Source organism: Burkholderia cepacia, assembly GCF_029962485.1.
Lineage (GTDB): Bacteria > Pseudomonadota > Gammaproteobacteria > Burkholderiales > Burkholderiaceae > Burkholderia.
The window spans coordinates 2,862,217-2,882,914 of record NZ_CP073638.1 but is presented as its reverse complement, the minus strand read 5'-3'; the positions used below and the strand labels follow the sequence as shown (position 1 = coordinate 2,882,914).

Below are 20,698 nucleotides of genomic sequence, written 5' to 3'. Positions count from 1 at the left end.
TGGTCGGTTCAGTGCGCGACGGCGGCTGCGCCGTGCTCGTCGATCAGGTGGCCCGTATAGAAGCGGTCGAGCGCGAACGGCGCGTTCAGCGGATGCGGTTCGTCGCGCGCGATCGTGTGCGCGAACACCCAGCCCGAGCCGGGCGTCGCCTTGAAGCCGCCCGTACCCCAGCCGCAGTTGAAATAGAGGCCTTTCACGTCGGTCTTGGTGATGATCGGGCACGCGTCCGGCGACACGTCCACGATGCCGCCCCACTGGCGGTTCATCCGCACGCGCGAGAACACCGGGAACATCTCGACGATCGCCTGCAGCGTGCTCTCGATGATGTGGAAGCTGCCGCGCTGGCCGAAGCCCGTGTACTGGTCGATACCGGCACCGATCACGAGGTCGCCCTTGTCGGACTGGCTGATGTAGGCGTGCACCGCGTTCGACATGATCACCGAGTTGACGACCGGCTTGATCGGCTCGGACACCAGTGCCTGCAACGGGTGGCTTTCGATCGGCAAGCGCACGCCGGCCATGTCGGCGAGCGTCGTCGTGTTGCCGGCCGCGACCACCGCGACCTTCTTCGCCTTGATGAAGCCCTTCACCGTATCGACGCCGACCACCGCGCCGCCTTCACGACGAATGCCTGTCACCTGGCAGTTCTGGATGATGTCGACGCCCGCGCGGTCCGCGCCGCGTGCGAAGCCCCAGGCCACCGCGTCGTGGCGCGCGACGCCGGCGCGACGCTGGATCGAAGCGCCGAGCACCGGGTAGCGGCTGTTCAGGTTGATGGTCGGCTCGATTTCCTTGATCTGCGCGGGCGTCAGGAATTCCGCGTCGACGCCGTTCAGGCGGTTCGCGTTCACGCGGCGCTCGGTGTCGCGCACGTCCTGCAGCGTGTGGGCCAGGTTCATCACGCCGCGCTGGCTGAACATCACGTTGTAGTTCAGGTCCTGCGACAGCCCTTCCCACAGCTTCATCGCCTTCTCGTACAGCGCGGCCGATTCGTCCCACAGATAGTTCGAGCGCACGATCGTCGTGTTGCGCGCGGTGTTGCCGCCGCCGATCCAGCCCTTCTCGAGGATCGCGACGTTCGTGATGCCGTGCTCCTTCGCGAGGTAGTACGCGGTCGCCAGGCCGTGGCCGCCGCCGCCGACGATCACGACGTCGTATTCCTTCTTCGGCTCCGGGCTCTTCCACTGCTTTTCCCAGTTCTCGTGATACGAGAGACCGTTGCGGAACAGGCTGAATATCGAGTAGCGGCTCATGGTGTGGTCCTTCGTTAGCATTCGATGACGTTCACGGCGAGACCGCCGCGCGACGTTTCCTTGTATTTCGTCTTCATGTCGGCGCCGGTTTCGCGCATCGTCTTGATTACGGAATCGAGCGATACGTAGTGCTGGCCGTTGCCCTTGAGCGCCATGCGCGACGCGTTCAGCGCCTTAATCGCACCCATCGCGTTGCGCTCGATGCACGGGATCTGCACGAGCCCGCCGACCGGGTCGCAGGTCATCCCGAGGTTGTGCTCCATGCCGATCTCGGCCGCGTTCTCGACCTGGTCGGGCGTACCGCCCATCACGGCGGCGAGCGCGGCGGCGGCCATCGAGCAGGCGACGCCCACCTCGCCCTGGCACCCGACTTCCGCGCCGGAGATCGACGCCGTTTCCTTGTAGATGATCCCGATCGCCGCGGCCGTCAGCAGGAACTCGACGATGCCGGCTTCGTTCGAACCCGGCACGAATTTCACGTAGTAGTGCAGCACCGCGGGGATCACGCCGGCCGCGCCGTTGGTCGGCGCGGTGACCACGCGGCCGCCGGCCGCGTTCTCTTCGTTCACGGCCATCGCATACAGGTTGACCCAGTCGAGCATCGACAGCGGGTCGCGCAGCGACTCTTCCGAACGGGCACGCAGGTGGCGATTCATCTCGGCCGCGCGGCGCTTCACGCGCATCGGGCCCGGCAGGTCGCCCTCGACCTTGCAGCCGCGCTCGACGCAGGCGGCCATCGTGCGCCAGATCGCGAGCAGCCCGGCGCGCACTTCGTCGGCGGAGCGCAGCGCGCATTCGTTGCGCATCATCAGTTCGGCGATCGACAGCCCGTGTTCGCGGCACTGGCGCATCAGGTCGTCGCCGGTGCGGAACGGGTACGGCACCTCGACCGCCGCGCGCACGCCGTTCACGCGATCGCCGTCGCGGTTCACGACGAAGCCGCCGCCGACCGAGTAATACTCTTTCTCGACGAGCAACTGACCGTGCTCGTCGAAGGCCTGGAAGCGCATTCCGTTCGGGTGCACGATGCTCGTGCCGCTCATCAGCTTGCGATAGAAGCCGATGTGTTCCTTTTCCTCGAAACGCACCGTCTGCTTGCCGAGCAGCGACAGCGACTTCTCCGCGCGGATCGCGGCGAGGCGCGGCTCGATCAGGTCCGGGTCGATCGTGTCGGGCAGGTGGCCCTCGAGGCCGAGCAGCACGGCCTTGTCGGTGCCGTGGCCCTTGCCGGTCGCGCCGAGCGAGCCGTACAGCTCGACCCGCACGCGGCGCACGAAGCCGAGCAGGTTCGCGTCCTCGACGTGCGACGCGAAGCGGCACGCGGCGATCATCGGGCCGACCGTATGCGAACTGGACGGGCCGATACCGATCTTGAACAGGTCGAACGCGCTGACGTTCATCTGGCTGCCTTTGCGCTTTCACGCGTTGAGTGACGTTGATTGGACGCCAGTACACCAAAGCGTAAAATCGGCCGATAGAACAAAAACGGCATCGGCGTGGGATACCGCCGCCAAGCACCGTGCCGGCCGGCCCGAAAGTGCGTTTTGGCGATGGTTCGCGACGAAAAACCACAAGTCCGGCCGGGGCCGATCGGCGACGCTGGCTTCATCCGCGCCGCCTCGGCAGCCGTACCCGCAACCAGAGTGAAACGAGTGAGACCGCCTGCCCGGCGTGACGAGATTGGCCGCGATGACACCCGACGTACCCGCTTCCCCCCTCGCAGAACCCGCGCCGCGGCGCATCCGCTTCGGCATCGTGCTGCTGCCGAACTTCACGCTGACGGCCTTCTCCGGCTTCGTCGACATGCTGCGGCTGTCGGCCGACGACGGCGACTACAGCAAGCCCGTGCGGTGCGCATGGAGCGTGATCGGCGAAACGCTCGCGCCGGTGCGCGCGAGCTGCGGGATCCAGATCACTCCCTGGGAGACCTTCGACGCGGCCGAGCCGTTCGACTATGTGGTGGTGGTCGGCGGGCTGCTGCATTCGGGGCCGCAGGCCGGCCCGCAAACGCTCGACTTCATCCGCCACGCGGCGGCCGGCGGCGCGACCGTCGTCGGCATCTGCACCGGCGTGTTCACGCTGATGCGCGCCGGCGTGCTCGACGGCTACCGCACCTGCGTGAGCTGGTTCCATTACTGGGATTTCATCGAGCGCTTTCCGTCAGCCGATCCCGACCTGCTGATCGCCGACCGGCTGTTCGTGATCGACCAGCGCCGGATCACCTGTTCGGGCGGCCGCGCGTCGATCGACGTCGCGGCGGCCATCCTGCTGCGCCATTTCGATCACGCCACGGTGCAGAAGGCGCTGCGCATCCTGCTCGTCGGCGAGATGCAGAAAGGCAACGCGCCGCAACCGCATCCGCCGGGCCTCGAACCGGCGACGCACCCGAAGGTCAAGCGCGCGATTCTCCTGATGGAACAGCATGTCGGGCGCGCGCTGTCGCTCGACGAACTCGCGAACAAGCTCGACCTGTCGACGCGGCAGCTCGAGCGGCTGTTCAAGGCCGAGACGGGCAAGAGCCCGCAGGCATTCGCGAAGCAGGTGCGGCTGCGCACGGCCGCGTGGCTGCTGACGAGTTCGGATCGCACCGTCGCCGATATCGCGTCGAGCTGCGGATTCGCCGACGCATCGCACCTCGGGCGCGAATTCCGCAAGCAGTTTGGCGTGCCACCGGCGACTTATCGGGAGCGTGGTGGGGAAGCGGCGGCGCCGGCACCTGATGTCGTCAACGAAGAGGTGGATTGACCGCTACGGGCGGCCGCCGCGGACCCACGCACTCGCATGACCGGGTTTCAGCGCTGCGGATCGGGAGAGGTCGGCAGCCCCGCGCGCTCGAGCCCCCGTGCGATGCGCGCGAGATCGTCCGGGTTCCGGAACGGCATGCAGACGATGCGCTCGGTGAACGAGTAAGCCGGGTTGATCGCGAGCAGCGCGCGCCAGACGTCGCGCGCCTCGTCGATATATCCGAGGTTGCCGAGCGCCGACGCGAGATACGCGCGGCTCATGTCCGTCTCGGGAACCAGCAGGATCCGCTCGCGCAGGATCTCGACGGCTGCTTCATAGTCGCCCGCGACGAGATGCGCGACACCGAGATGGTGCAGATACCCCTGCGTGAAATACGGATCGAGCCGCATCGCGCGCTCGAGATCCTGGATCGCCGCCCGGGGGTGCCCCGTGTAGATGTTCAGCGTGGCCCGCAGCGACAGCGCCGGCGCGAAGTTCGGATTGAGCGCCAGCGCCGCGTCGACTTCAGCTGCCCAGCGCTCGAAGTCTTTCCGGTACATCGCGACCAAGGCGGCCACGCCATGCGCGAACGGGTCGCCCGGATCGCGCACGAGCGCCTGGCCGACCTGTTCGTCGGCCTCGGCGAGCGCGCGTCCGGGATCGTCGGTCCAGCGGTTGAAATACGCATGCGCAAGCGCCATGCCGAGCGCCGCATAGGGCGCCGGATAGTCGGGATCGAGCGCGATCGCCCGCCGGAACAGGTCGCTCGAGCGCTCAAACACCGCGGCATTCTGCGTCGCGCCCCGCTGCATCGCCCGGCCTCTCAGGAAGCACCGGTACGCCTCCATGTGGGTCGTTCCGCCCCCGGACTCAGCGCCCGGCCACAACGCGACCTCGACCGGGTTCAACGCCGCGCTCAGCTCGGCCACGATCCTGCGGGCGACCTCGTCCTGCACCGCGAAGATGTCGTGAAGCTCCCGGTCGTAACGCTCGGCCCACAGCTGGTTGCCGCTCGTCCCGTCGCTCAGCTGCGCGACCACGCGGATACGGTTGCAGTTGCGCCGAATGCTCCCGTCGACGATGTAGCGCGCACCGAGCTCGCTTGCAATGCGGCGCACGTCGGTCGGCGCGCCCTTGTACGCGAAGCTGGAGCTTCGCGCGATCACGACCAGGCTCGGGATCTTCGACAACGTCGTGATGATCTCGTCCGCGAGCCCGTCGGCGAAGCAATCCTGCTCCGCATCGTTGCCGAGGCTGGCGAACGGCAGGATCGCGAGCGACGGCGTGGGCGACGACCGTAATGAAGGGGTGGACGAGGGCCGGCCGGCGGCTTCGCCGGCACCGGCAACAGCGCCCTTGAAGCAATAGCCGATGCGCGGAATGGTGGCGATCCACGCGTCGCCTTCGGGCGTGGCGCCCACCACCTTGCGCAGCAGCGCGACCTGGACCGACAGATTGCTTTCCTCGACGGCAACCCCTGGCCACGCGGCATCCATCAGTTCCGCCTTGGTGACGATCTCGCCCTGCCGCCTGAGCAACGCCGCCAGCAGCAGGATGCCCCGATGCCCGACCGCCACGCGCTCTCCGTCCCGCAGCAGTGTCCCGTTGTCCAGATTGAGCAGGAACGGGCCGAAGGTGAAACGCTGTCCCAGCATACGTCTCCATGCCGCGGCGGCTTCAGGAATGTTTTGGATTTTATTCGGCGATCCTTCGATACGCCGGCGCTCGCCATCTCGATACTGCGTGTCACTGCGGCAGCTTGCCCCGGCACGACTACCCCGACCGGCGGCCGCAGAAATACGACCACTGCATCGATCACCTGGAGAGGCAAACGAAATGGGAAGCTTATCATCGCCCGCGCCGTCGGTCGCGAGCCGGACGGCCGTCGTGCTCGTACACGGCGGTTTCGTCGACGGCTCGGGCTGGGAAGGCGTCTACCGGATCCTGACGCGTGACGGCTACGACGTCCACATCGTCCAGAACCCCACGCTGTCGCTTGCCGGCGACGTCGCCGCGACACATGCGGTGATCGACGCGCTGGAGAAGCCGGTCATCCTGGTCGGCCATTCGTATGGCGGCGTCGTCATCACCGAGGCTGGCAACCATCCGAAGGTCGCGGGGCTCGTCTATGTGACGGCGTTCGCGCCGGAGACCGGCGAGTCCGTCGCGTCGCTGATCGCGAATCCCGCGCCCGGCGCGCCGGTTCCGCCGATCCTGCCTCAGCCGAACGGATTCCTGCTGCTCGACCCGGCGCAATTCGCCGACGCGTTCGCGGCCGACCTCGAGCCCGCGCAGGCGGCTTTCATGGCCGCGTCGCAGGTGGCGTGGGGGCTGGACGCGCTGAATGGCGCGGCCACCGCGCCGGCCTGGAAGACGAAACCGAGCTGGTACCTGGTCGCAAAGGACGACCGGATGATCCCGCCCGACGCGCAGCGCGCGATGGCAACGCGTGCAGGGGCCACCGCGGTCGAGCTGGACGGCAGCCACGCGATCTACGTGTCGCAGCCCGGCGGCGTGGCCGAGCTGGTCGACGCGGCTGCCGAAGCGGTCGCGACGTCCAGGCGCTGAATTCCGCCGCGCAAGCGCAATCGGTATCGCGCCGCCCCGCACGCGGGCGGCGCACCTCTCGATTCAACTTTCAAGAAGAGGCATCTCATGCAGCCTAATTCCCTCTCCCTCCGGCGCGCCGTGCTCGGCGCACTCGGCGCGATGTCGCTGACGATCGGCATTGTCGCGTCAAGCCCCGCCGCCGCCGAACCGGTCAACAACGTGGTGCTGGTGCACGGCGGCTTCGTCGACGGCAGCGGCTGGGAAGCCGTCTACAAGCTCCTGAAGGCCAAGGGCTTCAACGTGAGCGTCGTGCAGAACGCGACGACGACGCTCGCCGCCGACGTGGCCGCGACGAAGGCCGTCGTCGATGCGCAGGACGGCCCCGTGGTGCTGGTCGGTCATTCATACGGCGGCGTGGTCATCACGGAGGCCGGCAACGATCCCAAGGTCGCTCGGCTCGTCTACATCGCGGCGTTCGCGCCGGACAAGGGCGAGTCCGTACAGAAGCTGATCGCCAACCCGCCGCCGGGCGCGTCGCCCCCGCCGATCCTGCCGCCGGTCAACGGCTTCCTGATGCTGGACAAGGCGAAGTTCGCCGCGTCCTTCGCCGGCGACGTGAAGCCCGAACGCGCGGCCTTCCTCGCCAATTCGCAGGTGCCGTGGGGCGTCGATGCACTCGCCGGCGAAGTGGCCTCCCCCGCGTGGCGCGCGAAGCCGAGCTGGTATCTGGTCACGCGCGACGACCGGATGATCCCGCCGGATGCGCAGCGCGCGATGGCCAGGCGCGCCGGCGCCACCGTCGTCGAAACGGCGGGCAGCCATGCCGTGTACGAGTCGAAGCCCGCGACCGTCGCGACGCTGATCGTGCAGGCGGCCGCCGCGAAAAACTGAGCGCGGCACCCGGCACGCGGCGCCCTTCGAGAGTCGTATCGAAGGGCGCCTTGTCGCACTCGGCCTGCTTCGACGAGTGCCGCACACACGCTCGCCCGCTGAATTGAAATCAATTGAAACCGGTTCCAATCAACTTGACCGACGTTGCACCCCGTTAACCGAGGGTTATCCCGGATGCTCCGTCACGCTCAAATTTGTATGATGACCACATCACCTTACAAACCAGAGCGCCATGTTCGAGAAAATTCCCGCCCGTGCGATGAGCGACCATGTCGCGCAGCAACTGCTCAAGCAGATCGAAGCCGGCAGTTTCTCGGCTAGCGGCAAGCTGCCGACGGAAGCCGTGCTCGCGCAGGAATTCGGCGTGAGCCGCACCGTGATCCGCGAGGCGATCTCGCGGCTGAAGAACGAAGGCGTGGTCGAGCCGCGCCAGGGCAGCGGCGTGTTCGTGAACCAGCACGGCGCGATCCGGCCGCTGCGGATCGACTACGCGGAAGCGGTCGAGGCCACCTCGCTGCCGCACTTGCTCGCAGTGCGCCGCGCGATCGAGGCCGAGGTCGCGGCCGAAGCGGCCCTGCATCACACCGATGAAGACATGGCCGACATCGACGATGCGCTGCGCAAGATCGACGATGCAGTGGCCGAAGGGCGCGACGGCGTCGCCGAAGACGTCGCGTTCCACCGCACGATCGCGGCCGTCACGGGCAACCCGTATTTCCTGAAGACGCTGCAGTTCCTGAACCAGTACCTCGAAGCCGGCGTGAAGGTCACGCGGCGCAACGAAGCGACGCGCGAGGACTTCTCGCGCCAGGTGCGCGAGGAACATGCGGCGATCGCCGACGCGATCCGTGCACGCGACCCGATGGCCGCCCGCAACGCGGCGCGCACGCACATGTACAACGCCGCCCGCCGTCTCGCGGAAGCCGGCATCTGCTGAAGCCGGCGGCCACTGCCCGATCGGGCGCCGCCGCCATCTCGAACCTCTCCCGAATCGATCAAGGTTGACCATGTCACGAAATGTTGGAGTCATCGGCCTCGGCGCGATGGGTCTCGGCGTCGCACGCTCGCTGCTGCGCGCCGGCCTGCGCGTCCACGCATGCGACGTGCGCGACACCGTGCTGCAGGCGTTCGCCGCCGAAGGCGGCGTGGCCTGCGCGACGCCGGCCGAACTCGGCGCGCAGTGCGACGTCGTCGTCACGCTCGTCGTCAATGCCGCCCAAACGGAAACGGTGCTGTTCGGCGAGCACGGCGCGGTCGCGGCGATGAAGCCGGGCGGCGTCGTGATCGCGAGCGCGACCGTCGCGCCCGAATTCGCGGTCGCGCTCGGCGCACGCATCGAGGCCGCCGGCCTGCAGATGCTCGATGCGCCCGTGTCGGGCGGCGCTGCGCGTGCGGCCTCCGGCGAGATGACGATGATGACGTCGGGCCCGGCCGCCGCGTACGCGGGTTGCGAAGACGTGCTCGCCGCGATCGCCGGCAAGGTCTATCGCCTCGGCGACGCACACGGCATCGGCTCGAAAGTGAAGATCATCAACCAGCTGCTGGCCGGCGTGCACATCGCCGCGGCCGCCGAAGCGATGGCGCTGGGTTTGCGCGAAGGCGTGGACGCCGACGCGCTGTACGACGTGATCACGCACAGCGCCGGCAATTCGTGGATGTTCGAGAACCGCGTGCCGCACATCCTGAACGGCGACTACACGCCGCTGTCGGCCGTCGACATCTTCGTGAAGGATCTCGGCCTCGTGCTCGATACCGCGCGCCGCAGCAAGTTCCCGCTGCCGCTGTCGGCCACCGCGCACCAGATGTTCATGAGCGCGTCGAGCGCCGGCCACGGCGGCGAGGACGATTCCGCCGTGATCAAGACTTTCCCCGGCATCACGCTGCCGCCCGCCCGCTGATTCGAACGACGCTCCTGCCATGACCGCTTCCGCTTCCCGTCCCCTGCTCGGCTGTATCGCCGACGATTTCACCGGCGCGACCGATCTCGCGAACATGCTCGTCAAGAGCGGCATGCGCACCGTGCAGACGATCGGCGTGCCCGCCGACGGCGCCGCGGCCGACACGGCCATCGACGCCGACGCGATCGTCGTCGCGCTGAAGTCGCGCACGATCCCGGCGGCCGACGCCGTCGCGCAATCGCTCGCCGCGTACGAATGGCTGCGCGCGCAGGGTTGTCGCCAGTTTTTCTTCAAGTACTGCTCGACGTTCGACTCGACCGACGCGGGCAACATCGGGCCGGTGGCCGATGCGCTGCTCGACGCGGCCGGCGGCGGCTTCACGATCGCGTGCCCGGCGTTCCCGGAGAACGGCCGCACGATCTATCGCGGCCACCTGTTCGTCGGCGACGTGCTGCTGAACGAATCGGGGATGGAGAACCACCCGCTCACGCCGATGAAGGACGCGAACCTCGTGCGCGTGCTGCAGCATCAGACGACCTCGGCGGTCGGCCTGATCCGCCATGACACGATCGCGCTCGGCGCGGCTGCCGTCCGTACGCGGATCGAGCAGCTGCGCGCGGAAGGCGTGCGTTTCGCGATCGCCGACGCGCTGTCGGACCGCGACCTCTACGTGCTCGGCGAAGCGTGCGCGGGCCTGCCGCTCGTCACCGGCGGCTCGGGCATCGCGCTCGGCCTGCCCGCGAACTTCCGCCGCGCGGAGCAACTGCCCGAACGCGACAACGCGGCGTCGCTGCCGCGCATCGACGGGCTGTCGGCGGTGCTCGCCGGCAGCGCGTCGAAGGCTACCAACGCGCAAGTCGCCGCGTGGCGCGCGACGCGGCCGAGCTTCCGCATCGATCCGCTCGCGGCATCGCGCGGCGAACCCGTCGTCGACCAGGCGCTCGCGTTCGCGCGCTCGCACCTGCCGCAGCCCGTGCTGATCTACGCAACCGCGACGCCCGATGAAGTGAAGGCCGTGCAGCAAACGCTCGGCGTCGCAGCAGCCGGCCATCTCGTCGAAAGCACGCTCGCGGCGATCGCACGCAGCCTGCGCGAACTCGGCGTGCGCAAGTTCGTCGTCGCCGGCGGCGAAACGTCCGGCGCGGTCGTGCAAGCGCTCGACGTGAAGTCGCTGCAGATCGGCGCGCAGATCGATCCGGGCGTGCCGGCGACGGCCACCATCGACGCGCAGCCGCTCGGCCTCGCGCTGAAATCCGGCAACTTCGGCACGACGGACTTTTTCGACAAGGCGCTGCGCGCGCTGGACGGAGCCGCACGATGAGCGACGAAGCGAAACTGCGCGAAGAGATCTGCATCGTCGGTGCCAGCCTGTACGCGCGCGGCCACGCAGTCGGAAGCGCCGGCAACATCAGCGCGCGCCTGCCCGACGGCTGGCTGATCACGCCGACCGATGCATGCCTCGGCCGGCTTGACCCGAACGACATCGCGAAGGTCGGCACGGACGGCCAGCCGGTATCGGGCGGCAAGCCGTCGAAGACGCTCGCGCTGCATCGCGGCATCTATGCGCGCAACGCGGAAGCGAACGGCGTCGTCCACACGCATTCGACGCACCTCGTCGCGCTGACGCTCGCGGGCGTGTGGCGCGACACCGACGTGCTGCCGCCGATCACACCGTACTACGTGATGAAGGTCGGCCACATTCCGCTGATCCGCTACCGCCGACCCGGCGACCCGGCCGTCGCGGCCGAAGTCGCGGCGCGGGCCGATCAGGTGCGCGGCGTGCTGCTCGACCGCCTCGGCCCCGTGATGTGGGGGCCGTCGGTATCGCAAGCATCGTACGCACTCGAAGAACTCGAGGAAACGGCACGGCTGTGGCTGATGACGCAGCCGAAGCCCGCGCCGCTGTCCGAAGCGGCGCTCGACGAACTGCGCCAGACCTTCGGCGCGCGCTGGTAGCCCGACGCGCGCGACACGCACCGATTCCCATGCCCGCCGTGTGCGCGGGCCCTTCCGCCAGCACACACACGATCCGGCGGCGTACGCGCCGCCGGCACACGATATTCATGGAGACGACGATGACTGCTCTCGACGCGGCCGCAAGCCGCTCGCCCGCCGCGCCCGCCCATGCGGCCGAACTCGACCGCACCTACAAGAAAGTGTTCTGGCGCATCGTGCCGTTCCTGATGCTCTGCTACGTGGTCGCGTATCTCGACCGCGTGAACGTCGGCTTCGCGAAGCTGCAGATGTCGCAGGATCTCGCGTTCAGCGAAACCGTGTTCGGGCTCGGCGCCGGCATCTTCTTTCTTGGCTATTTTCTGTTCGAACTGCCAAGCAACATGCTGATGCACCGCCTCGGCGCACGCATCTGGATCGCGCGGATCATGATCACGTGGGGCTTGCTGTCCGCGCTGTTCGCGTTCGTGAAGACGCCGACGCAGTTCTACGTGCTGCGCTTCCTGCTCGGCCTCGCGGAAGCCGGCTTCTATCCGGGCGTGATCCTGTACCTCACGTACTGGTTCCCGTCGCATCGCCGCGCGAAGATCATCGCGGTGTTCATGTCCGCGATTCCCGTGTCGGGCATCTTCGGCAACCCGCTGTCGGGCTGGATCATGGAGCGCTTCCACGGCGGCTCGGGTTTCCACGGCTGGCAATGGATGTTCATGATCGAAGCCGTGCCGGCCGTGCTCGTCGGCATCGCGACGATCCTGTATCTCGACAACAGCATCCGCGGCGCGAAGTGGCTCGACGAGCGCGAGAAGCAGCTGCTCGAGGACGAGATCGCCGCGCAGCCGCAGGAACAGCAGAAGCACGGCCATTCGCTGAAGGCCGTGTTCTCGGACCCGCGCATGTGGTGGATGTCGCTGATCTACTTCGCGTTCGTCACGGGCCAGTACGGCCTCACGTTCTGGATGCCGACGCTCGTGAAATCGACCGGTATCACCGATACGCTCCAGATCGGCCTGCTGTCGGCGATTCCGTTCCTCGTCGCGATCGTCGTGATGAACCTGTTCGGCCACAGCGCGGACAAGCGCCGCGAACGCCGCTGGCACCTGATCGTGCCGGCGCTGATGGGCGCGGTCGGGTTTGCGGTTGCCGCGTCGTACTCGCACAATACGGCGGTGTCGATCGTATTCCTGTCGCTCGCGGCAGGCGGCGTGCTGACCTGCGCGCCGCTGTTCTGGTCGCTGCCGACCGCGTTCCTCGCGGGCTCCGCGGCCGCGGCCGGGATCGCGATCATCAACTCAGTCGGCAACCTCGCCGGATTCGCGAGCCCGTACGTGATCGGCTACCTGAAAGACGTCACGCACAGCACGTCGTCCGGCATGTACGTGCTGGCCGCGATGCTCGTGATCGGCGCGATCGCCGTGTGGCTCACGCCCGCGAAACTCGTGAACCGCTGATCCGGCGAACTGCACAATTCGACGCGGGGCGCCGTGCGCCCCGCCCCACTCATTCACAGGACCCGCTGCCATGCCACGCTTCGCCGCCAACCTCTCGATGATGTACACCGAGCATGCGTTCCTCGAACGCTTCGCCGCTGCCTCGTACGACGGCTTCAAGGCCGTCGAGTACCTGTTCCCGTACGACTTCGCCGCCGAGGACATTCGCGCGCGCCTCGACGCGCACAACCTCGAACAGGCGCTGTTCAACGCGCCGCCGGGCGACTGGGCCGCGGGCGAACGCGGCATCGCGTCGCTGCCGGGCCGCGAGGACGAGTTCCGCCGCGGCATCGACCAGGCGCTCGACTATGCACGCGTGCTCGGCAACAAGAAGCTGCACGTAATGGCCGGCATGGTGCCGCCGGGCGCCGACCGCGCGCGCCATCGCGACACCTACCTCGCGAACCTGCGCCATGCGGCACAGGCCGCTGCCGCGCACGGCGTCACGATCCTGATCGAGCCGATCAACCAGCGCGACATGCCCGGCTACTTCCTGAGCCGCCAGGACGACGCGCAGGCGATCTGCGCGGAAGTCGGCGCGCCGAACCTGAAGGTGCAGTTCGACTGCTACCACTGCCAGATCGTCGAAGGCGATCTCGCGATGAAGCTCAAGCGCGATTTCGCGGGCATCGGCCACATCCAGATCGCCGGCGTGCCCGAACGCCACGAGCCGGATATCGGCGAACTCAACTACCCGTACCTGTTCGCGCTGATCGACACGCTCGGCTACGACGGCTGGATCGGCTGCGAATACCGCCCGAAGGCCGGCACGTCCGAAGGCCTCGGCTGGGTCAGGCCGTACCTGTAATTCCCGTATTCCTTTGAGGGTGAAGAACATGAAAGTACTGATCACCGGCGGCGCCGGCTTTCTCGGCCAGCGTCTCGCGCGCAAGCTGCTCGAGCGCGGCGAACTGACCGGCCCCGACGGCCGCGGCGAGAAGATCGACGAGCTGGTGCTGCTCGACGTCGTCAAGGGCAGCGACTTCGGCGATGCGCGCGTGACGTCCATCGTCGGCGACATCGCCGATCGCGCGGTACTCGAAAGCGCGATCGACACGCAGACGGGCGCGATCTTCCACCTCGCCGCGATCGTCAGCGGGCAGGCCGAAGCCGATTTCGATCTCGGCATGCGGATCAACCTCGACGCATCGCGCACGCTGCTCGAAGTGTGCCGGGCACGCGGCCATCAGCCGCGCGTCGTGTTCACGAGTTCCGTCGCGGTCTATGGCGGCGCGCTGCCCGACGTCGTGCAGGACGACACCGCGCTGAATCCGCAATCGTCGTACGGCGCCGAGAAGGCCATCGCCGAACTGCTGCTGTGCGACTACGCGCGGCGCGGCTTCGTCGACGGCCGCGTGTTGCGGCTGCCGACGATCAGCGTGCGGCCGGGCCGGCCGAACGCGGCGGCATCGTCGTTCGCGAGCGGCATCATCCGCGAGCCACTGAACGGCGAGGAAAGCGTATGCCCGGTGCCCGGTTCGACGCGGCTGTGGCTGCTGTCGCCGCGCGGCGCAATCGAAGCGCTCGTCGCCGGTTGCGAGATCGACAGCGCGAAGCTCGGCAACAAGCGCGTGATCAACCTGCCGGGCCTGTCGGTCTCGGTCGACGAGATGATCGAAGCGCTGCGCGAAGTCGCGGGCGACGAGGTCGTGAAGCGGATCCGTCATGCGCCCGACGAGCGTGTCGAGAAGATCGTCGGCAGCTGGCCGGGCCGCTGGGACACGTCGCGTGCGGAAGCGCTCGGACTGAAGGGCGATACGTCGTTCGCCGATGTGATCCGCAGCCATATCGCCGACGAACGGCGCTGAATCGCGCGCCGCGTCGCGCCCGGCTGCGTCAGCGCGGCCGGGGGGATTCCCCGATCGGCAACGACGCGGGTTTCGTGCCACCCGGCCGGTTCGACGAACCGGCCGCCCACTGCCACGCGAGCAGGCCCGGCAGATAGAACAGCAGGTCGCGCACGCGGCGGGCGCCGGCCAGTGCCAGGCAGGTCGGCGGGTCGAACCCGAGCAACCCGCCGATCAGCACGAACCCGCCCTCCTGCACACCCAGGCCACCCGGCATCAGGAACGCGATGCTGCTCACGAGCTGGATCAGCGCCTCAATCGCCAGCGCCTGCGCAAAGGTCGGATCGGCGCCGAGGAAATACAGCGCCAGCCAGATTTCCAGCGCGTAGCCCGCGAACTGCAGCGTCTGCCAGATCCCCAGATAGCGCACGACGACACCCGTCTTTCTCCAGATCAACCGGATCGACTGATCGGTACGCGCCGATTCGCCGACCAGCGCCACCACCTTGCCGCTCGTGACGCGGTTGAGCACGCGCATCGCGCGCTCGAACGGCCGCGCATGCTGCACCAGCGCGAACAGCAGCAGCACCGGCACCAGCGCGGCCATGCCGATCGCGAGGTTCCCGGCCACCCGTGCGGCGTCGGACGACACGTGTTCGAGCACGTAGCCGATCGCAACCAGCGCGAAGATCAACTGGCTGATCAGCGTCAGCTGCATGTCGGCGACGAGGCTCGCCACGGCGGTCGCGGGGCGCACGCCGGCCTGCCGCAGCAAGCCGAACGACACGATCTCGCCGCCGATGCGCGCGACCGGCAGCAACCCGTTGATCGATTCACGGATCCACACGAGCTTGAGCATCGTCATGAACGACGGCCGGCGCGGGCCGCGGATCAGCATCCGCCAGTCCCACGCATTCGCGAGCATCGGCAAGATATGCGCGAGCGCGGCGACCAGCAGCCCGGCACCGGCGATCTGCAAGCGATGAAGGATATCCAGCGGATGTTCGCGCCAGATCAGCCACACCGCGAGCGCCAGCCCGCCGAGCGCGGCGGCGCGTCCTACATGTCGGAGCCGCGCGTCGCCGCGCGAGGCGCCCGGGTCCGCACGGGCGGCGTCGGTGTGCGTCCCGGTGGTCACGATTCACCCGCCGGCGACAGCAGGCCTTCCCGGTCGACGCGAAAACGCGTGCCGCGCCACACGACGTGCGACGAGAAGAAGCTCGACACGAACACCAAGAACTGTAGGAGATCGACGAACGGCAGCCAGAATGCGCCGCGCAGGCCGGCGCCGGTCGCGCGGCTCGTTTTCACCATCAGCAGCACCCGCGCGGCGAGCGCCGCGACCGTCAGCGCGCATGCGGCGGCCGCGCCGCCGGAGAACAGCAACGCCAGCAACGCGAGCGGCAGCGGGTGCATCAGCACCGACCCCGCATGACCGAGCCGGTCCGCGGCGCGAATGGTGCAGCTCCAGCGCAATTCGTGAGCGTACAACCGGGCGAACGTCTCCTCGACACACGCATGGCCGACGACGAACGGCGGAATGACGACCTGCGCGCCCGCTTGCCGCACCGCTTCGCCGAGTGCGTGATCTTCCGCCAGGTGATGCGCGAAACGCGCCAGCCCGCCGATGCGCTCGAGCGTCGCGCGCGTGATCGCAATCGTCTGACCGAAGCACGGCCGCGCGCGCCCGATGAAGAGCCCGGTGATCACGCCCGGCAGGAAATGGTAGTTCGTCATCGCAACGGCGACTCCGGGCCAGAAACCCGGCGATGCGACGCCGCGATACACGCTCGTCACGATGCCGACATCCGGCTGCTGTAGCGCGCCAACGACGGCGCGCAGATAATCGCGCTCGACCACCACGTCGCTGTCGGCGAGACAGAGTACCGAATGCTCCGCGTGTTCGAGCATGTTCACGAGATTGGCGATCTTGCGGTTCGGCCCGTACAGCCGCGCATCGGCCACAACCTTGATGTTTGCGTCCGGGTAGCGTGCGCGCAGCGTCTCGACGGCCGCCAGTGCGGCGTCGCACGCATCGTGCACGCCGAACAGGTGCTGGACCGGCCCGGGATAATCTTGCACGAAGAAGCTTTCGAGATGCTGTACGAGATCCCATTCGTCGCCGTGCAGCGGCTTCGCGACGGTGACGCCCGGAAACGCGCGCGGCTCCGCCGCCGCTCGCGAAAAGAACCGGCCGACCAGCACGCTGGCCGTGATCGTGTACGCAATCCCCAGCAACACGCCCAGCCCGCAGACGATCGACATTGCGCCGGCCAGCGCGTGCAGCACATGCAGCAAAACCATGCTTCTCCCCAGTGGTGACCCGTACGACCGCGACGCCCGGGAACGGCCGTGCGCACGCGGGCTCACCCGTGCGCGCCGCCGTACCGGTTCCCGTTGAGCCGGATATGAAGGACGACCAAGCGACGATACGCGCAATCAGATGACACAACTACCGTGCGGCGATCGATTCCGGTCACGCGCACGTAGCCGCATGCCACCGCGCCCTTGAACGCCGCGCCGGCAAGCTTACGGGCTGACAGGATCGCGGTGGCGACCGCCACGACGATCCAGATGCGAAACGTCATCGTGGTGAAAAATGCTTCGGGTACGCGCCATGCGAGCAGCGAAACCAGCACGAAACACTGGATGAACATGCCGGCCAGTGCGGCGATCAGCAGGTGGGCGCGCCATCGCTCGATCGTCGAGGGTGCCATCAGGAATGAACCTCCCGTACGGGCGACACGCATCGACCGTAGGTCGATCGAAAGGGTCGCGGATTGGCGGGCGGGCCCATCCGGCTCGTGCCGGAGGCGCCCGACCCGGTTCGGGATCAGGGGATGCGGAGAACCACCCGAGAAATGTTGTGGCCGATGGTAGCGGGATTGCCGGCGCCAAACCTTAAGCGTTCTTCAGAATCGCGCGGCATTCGAACGGGGCCCGATTACATTCCGTTGCACGGCCCGCGCGGTCAGGCTCGTACAATCGCGGTTGCCTGCACACGAATCGACCATGCGACTCCTCCTTGTTGAAGACGACGACCTGATCGGCAGCGGCCTCGAGATCAGCCTCGGCCAGGCCGGTTATCACGTCGACTGGTTGCGCGACGGCCACGCGGCCGCCGCCGCGCTCGCGACGACGCGCTTCGCGCTCGTCGTACTCGATCTCGGCCTGCCCGGTAAATCGGGAACGGAACTGCTGCGCGCGCTGCGCGATGCGGGCGATACGGTTCCCGTGCTGGTGCTGACCGCGCGTGGCACCGTGGCCGACCGCGTCCGCGGCCTCGACGACGGCGCGGACGACTATCTCGCGAAACCGTTCGAGCTGTCCGAGGTGCTCGCCCGCTGTCGCGCGCTCGTGCGACGCTCGCAGGGCCGGGCCGGCGATGAAATCGTGTGGCGCGACATCACGATCGACCTGACCGCGCATACGGTAACGCGCGATGCGTCGCGCATCGCGCTCACGTCGCGCGAGTGGGCGATCCTCGTTCAGCTCGTCGGCCACCCGGGCGTTCCGCAGTCTCGCGCGCGCCTCGAGGACAGCCTGTACGGCTGGCAGGAAGGCATCGAAAGCAACGCGATCGAGGTCCATGTTTCGAACCTGCGCAAGAAGCTCGGCGCGGAACTGATCCGCACCGTCCGCGGCATCGGCTACGTCGTCGATCTCCAATGATCGCCCGCTCGATACGACGCCGCGTGTCGCTGATGGCGATCGGCTGCGTGACCGGCGTCTGGCTCGTCGCCGTGTTCGGCAGCATCCACTACGCGACACGCGAGATCGGCGAATGGGAAGATGCCCGTCTCGCCGAATACGCGTCGCTGCTGGTCAATCTCGCACCGGCCGATCTCGACCGCCTTGCCCGCGTGCCGCCCGACGCGCGGGTCGAACTGTCGTTCGGCGCATCGCGATCCGGGCCTGACAGCGACGGCGACCGCTTGCCGCGCGACGTGCTGTTCGACGTGCGCGACGCACAAGGCAACGTCGTTGCGTCGAGCCTTCCCGCTGCCGCGGCGGGGTTGCCCGATGCGCGTGACGCGCACGACGCCCCGCGGACGATCGTGATCGGCGATGCCCAGTGGCGCACGTATACGCTGCGCGAGAACACGTCGGGACGCCGCGTGCGCGTGATGGAGACCGTCAATACGCGCAGCGATCTGGCGACCGGCATCGCACGCGGCATCGTCCTGCCGCTGATCGTCGCGCTGCCGGTGCTCGCGCTGCTGCTCTGGGTCACGATCGGACGCAGTCTCGCGCCGTTGAAGACGCTGTCCACGCTGATCGGCGCGCGCGATGCACGATCGCTCGAACCGCTCGCCATCACGACCGTCCCGGACGAAGTGCGCACGCTGGTCGACGCGATCGACCGCCTGCTCGCGCGGCTACGGCAATCGATCGTGCGCGAACGCGCGTTCACGTCCGATGCCGCGCACGAACTCAAGACACCGCTCGCCGCGATCAAGGTGCAGGCGCAGGTGGCAATCGCGACCGACGATCCGGCGCGCAAGCAGCTGGCGATGCAGCGCGTCGTGCAAGGCGTCGACCGCAGTGCGCGGCTCGCCGAACAGTTGCTGCTGCTCGCGCGGCTCGACGAATACGAACGCATTCCGACGCGCGCGGTCGTCGTGCGCAAACTCGTCGACGCGGCGATCGACCGCCATCTGGCGAAGGCGGCTGACAAGGACATCGCCATCGTCGCCGGCCATCTCTCAATGCGCGCGATCGACGCCGATCCAATCCTGATCGGCATCCTGCTCGACAATCTCGTCGACAACGCCGTCAAGTACGGCCGCCACGGCGGGCGCATCGAGCTCGGCGTGGACGACGACGGCGCACTGCAACGCATCGTCGTGCGCGACGACGGGCCCGGTGTCGCGCCCGGTGAGCACGAACGGCTCGGCGACCGCTTCTATCGCGGCAGCGGTGCGCACTCGCCCGGCAGCGGGCTCGGTCTGTCGATCGTCACACGCATCGCGCAATATTTCGGCGGCACCGTGCAGTTCGAGTCCGGTATCGGCAGCCAGGGCCTCGGCGTGGCGATCACGCTGCCGTCGGCGGATGCAGGTGGATCGATGCCGCGCGCTTAACGTTTCGTTAAGGATTCGACCGTAGAATCCGCCCGAACCATACCCCCTGTCACCCGTCAGGAGTCTCCATGTCCACACCCGCCCGCTATGACGCCGTTGCCCGTTTTCTTCACTGGCTGATCGTGGCGCTGGTCGTCGCGCAATACGCGATCGGCTGGACGATGCCCGACGTGCATCGCGACACGCAGCCGGTCGGCCTGATCGCCGCGCACCTGATCGTCGGCACGGCGCTGCTCGCGGCGATGGCGTGCCGCGTGCTGTGGCGCGCGACGCATCGCCCGCCGGCCAGCGACCTGTCGCCCGCGATGCGCGCGCTGTCGGGCGTCACGCACGGCGCGCTCTACCTGCTGCTGATCGCGGTGCCGCTGCTCGGCTGGATCAACGCGTCGTCACGCGCGTGGGCCGTGACGCTCGTCGGTGTCATTCCGCTGCCGGCGCTGTCGGCGGCCGGCTCCGGATTCGGTCACGCGATGGGCGACGTGCACGGCATCCTCGCGTGGGTCCTGTTCGCCGGCATCTGCCTGCACGTGGCGGCCGCCCTGTTGCACCGCTTCGTGCTGCGCGACCAGGTCGTGCAGCGCATGATGCCGTGGTGACCGGCCTGCCGGCTCATCGCGACCGGTTGACGAGCTGATCGCGACGCCGCGCGAAGCGGCGTGCTATGAGCGGCATCGCAGCCGGCGCCCTTCGTCCACGTCGCGTGGCGCGAAGGGCATGCGGTTTGTGGTCCCGCGAACACGACGGCCAGGCTTCACACACGATCATGTCGGCACCTAGTTGCTGGTTTGCGCCGGCATGCCGGGAGCCGGCACATGTGCAGGCGACGCCGCCATCCGTGCACGGTCCTGCTCGGCAAGCTTCGCTTCCGCGGCCTGGATGTCCGCCGGATACTCGCCGTCGTCGCCCTTCGCCGGGTCATACCCGGCCGCTTCCAGACGCATCAGTTCGTCGCGAACCTGCGCGCGCGTCAGCGGCGCAGTCGATTGCGCGAATGCAGACTGACCGGCGATCGCACCGATCATCATCAGTAGTGCGATATATGTTTTCATCATGAACTCCTTCAATATTGCG

20 protein-coding genes are annotated in these 20,698 nt (G+C 68.0%); 13 read left to right on the top strand and 7 right to left on the bottom strand.

Translation table 11 applies throughout. The features are described from left to right. Window positions 1-8: 8 nt before the first annotated feature. Both KEC55_RS29395 and KEC55_RS29390 read right to left on the bottom strand, forming a co-directional pair. Window positions 9-1,253 carry a sarcosine oxidase subunit beta family protein gene (locus KEC55_RS29395; protein WP_006480591.1) on the bottom strand — a complete coding sequence of 415 codons (1,245 nt, stop codon included), beginning with the start codon at window positions 1,251-1,253 and terminating at the stop codon, window positions 9-11. 14 nt (window positions 1,254-1,267) lie between these two features. Then, window positions 1,268-2,653, bottom strand: coding sequence for an L-serine ammonia-lyase (locus KEC55_RS29390; protein ID WP_282508587.1), 1,386 nt, complete (start codon window positions 2,651-2,653; stop codon window positions 1,268-1,270). 289 nt (window positions 2,654-2,942) lie between these two features. Here KEC55_RS29390 and KEC55_RS29385 point away from each other — a divergent pair, with 289 nt between their 5' ends. Beyond that, window positions 2,943-3,998 carry a GlxA family transcriptional regulator gene (locus tag KEC55_RS29385; protein ID WP_282508586.1) on the top strand — a complete coding sequence of 352 codons (1,056 nt, stop codon included), beginning with the start codon at window positions 2,943-2,945 and terminating at the stop codon, window positions 3,996-3,998. Between the two features lie 47 nt (window positions 3,999-4,045). On the opposite strand, the gene KEC55_RS29380 is transcribed toward KEC55_RS29385, so the two are convergent. After that, on the bottom strand, window positions 4,046-5,632 hold the full coding sequence (locus KEC55_RS29380; protein ID WP_282508585.1) for a winged helix-turn-helix domain-containing tetratricopeptide repeat protein: 1,587 nt from the start codon (window positions 5,630-5,632) through the stop codon (window positions 4,046-4,048). A 181-nt stretch (window positions 5,633-5,813) separates the two neighbouring features. Here KEC55_RS29380 and KEC55_RS29375 point away from each other — a divergent pair, with 181 nt between their 5' ends. The 9 genes from KEC55_RS29375 (at window position 5,814) to denD (ending at window position 14,564) form a co-directional block, all read left to right on the top strand. Continuing rightward, the gene (locus KEC55_RS29375; RefSeq protein WP_282508584.1) at window positions 5,814-6,545 is read left to right on the top strand and encodes an alpha/beta fold hydrolase; all 732 of its coding nucleotides are present in this window, start codon (window positions 5,814-5,816) and stop codon (window positions 6,543-6,545) included. An 87-nt stretch (window positions 6,546-6,632) separates the two neighbouring features. Then, window positions 6,633-7,418, top strand: a complete 786-nt coding sequence (locus KEC55_RS29370; RefSeq protein ID WP_282508583.1) for an alpha/beta fold hydrolase — start codon at window positions 6,633-6,635, stop codon at window positions 7,416-7,418. 232 nt (window positions 7,419-7,650) lie between these two features. Continuing rightward, entirely contained in the window at window positions 7,651-8,355 is a 705-nt protein-coding gene (locus tag KEC55_RS29365; protein WP_282508582.1) for a FadR/GntR family transcriptional regulator, read from the top strand. Between the two features lie 70 nt (window positions 8,356-8,425). Further along, window positions 8,426-9,316, top strand: a complete 891-nt coding sequence (gene ltnD / locus KEC55_RS29360) for an L-threonate dehydrogenase (RefSeq protein WP_059239096.1) — start codon at window positions 8,426-8,428, stop codon at window positions 9,314-9,316. Window positions 9,317-9,335: 19 nt separating this feature from the next. Then, on the top strand, window positions 9,336-10,637 hold the full coding sequence (otnK, locus tag KEC55_RS29355) for a 3-oxo-tetronate kinase (protein WP_282508581.1): 1,302 nt from the start codon (window positions 9,336-9,338) through the stop codon (window positions 10,635-10,637). Beyond that, window positions 10,634-11,272 carry an aldolase gene (locus tag KEC55_RS29350; protein ID WP_282508580.1) on the top strand — a complete coding sequence of 213 codons (639 nt, stop codon included), beginning with the start codon at window positions 10,634-10,636 and terminating at the stop codon, window positions 11,270-11,272. The genes otnK and KEC55_RS29350 overlap by 4 nt, the downstream gene beginning before the upstream one ends. Before the next feature lie 119 nt (window positions 11,273-11,391). Then, window positions 11,392-12,717: an MFS transporter gene (locus tag KEC55_RS29345; RefSeq protein WP_059240909.1), complete on the top strand. Its 1,326-nt coding sequence runs from the start codon at window positions 11,392-11,394 to the stop codon at window positions 12,715-12,717. 70 nt (window positions 12,718-12,787) lie between these two features. Next, the gene (gene otnI, locus KEC55_RS29340; RefSeq protein ID WP_282508579.1) at window positions 12,788-13,564 is read left to right on the top strand and encodes a 2-oxo-tetronate isomerase; all 777 of its coding nucleotides are present in this window, start codon (window positions 12,788-12,790) and stop codon (window positions 13,562-13,564) included. A gap of 28 nt (window positions 13,565-13,592) precedes the next feature. After that, the gene (gene denD / locus KEC55_RS29335; protein WP_282508578.1) at window positions 13,593-14,564 is read left to right on the top strand and encodes a D-erythronate dehydrogenase; all 972 of its coding nucleotides are present in this window, start codon (window positions 13,593-13,595) and stop codon (window positions 14,562-14,564) included. Between the two features lie 28 nt (window positions 14,565-14,592). On the opposite strand, the gene KEC55_RS29330 is transcribed toward denD, so the two are convergent. The 3 genes from KEC55_RS29330 to KEC55_RS29320 all read right to left on the bottom strand — a co-directional run bounded on the left by KEC55_RS29330 (window position 14,593) and on the right by KEC55_RS29320 (window position 17,260). Continuing rightward, a complete protein-coding gene (locus KEC55_RS29330; protein ID WP_282508577.1) occupies window positions 14,593-15,681 on the bottom strand; it encodes a lysylphosphatidylglycerol synthase domain-containing protein in 1,089 nt (362 codons plus the stop codon). Continuing rightward, window positions 15,678-16,847 carry a bacteriohopanetetrol glucosamine biosynthesis glycosyltransferase HpnI gene (hpnI, locus tag KEC55_RS29325; RefSeq protein ID WP_282508576.1) on the bottom strand — a complete coding sequence of 390 codons (1,170 nt, stop codon included), beginning with the start codon at window positions 16,845-16,847 and terminating at the stop codon, window positions 15,678-15,680. Before hpnI ends, KEC55_RS29330 begins: the two co-directional genes overlap by 4 nt. A gap of 62 nt (window positions 16,848-16,909) precedes the next feature. Further along, window positions 16,910-17,260 (bottom strand): hypothetical protein, encoded by a 351-nt coding sequence (locus KEC55_RS29320; RefSeq protein ID WP_282508575.1) that lies wholly within the window; start codon window positions 17,258-17,260, stop codon window positions 16,910-16,912. Between the two features lie 295 nt (window positions 17,261-17,555). On the opposite strand from KEC55_RS29320, the gene KEC55_RS29315 reads away from it, so the two are divergent. The 3 genes from KEC55_RS29315 to KEC55_RS29305 all read left to right on the top strand — a co-directional run bounded on the left by KEC55_RS29315 (window position 17,556) and on the right by KEC55_RS29305 (window position 20,223). Next, the gene (locus KEC55_RS29315) at window positions 17,556-18,215 is read left to right on the top strand and encodes a response regulator (RefSeq protein WP_176048445.1); all 660 of its coding nucleotides are present in this window, start codon (window positions 17,556-17,558) and stop codon (window positions 18,213-18,215) included. Then, window positions 18,212-19,627 carry an ATP-binding protein gene (locus KEC55_RS29310; RefSeq protein ID WP_282508574.1) on the top strand — a complete coding sequence of 472 codons (1,416 nt, stop codon included), beginning with the start codon at window positions 18,212-18,214 and terminating at the stop codon, window positions 19,625-19,627. The genes KEC55_RS29315 and KEC55_RS29310 overlap by 4 nt, the downstream gene beginning before the upstream one ends. Before the next feature lie 68 nt (window positions 19,628-19,695). Beyond that, window positions 19,696-20,223, top strand: a complete 528-nt coding sequence (locus KEC55_RS29305; RefSeq protein WP_282508573.1) for a cytochrome b — start codon at window positions 19,696-19,698, stop codon at window positions 20,221-20,223. Between the two features lie 177 nt (window positions 20,224-20,400). Here the strand turns inward: KEC55_RS29305 and KEC55_RS29300 are convergent, their stop codons facing one another. Then, window positions 20,401-20,676 (bottom strand): DUF4148 domain-containing protein, encoded by a 276-nt coding sequence (locus tag KEC55_RS29300; protein ID WP_282508572.1) that lies wholly within the window; start codon window positions 20,674-20,676, stop codon window positions 20,401-20,403. Window positions 20,677-20,698: the final 22 nt, after the last annotated feature.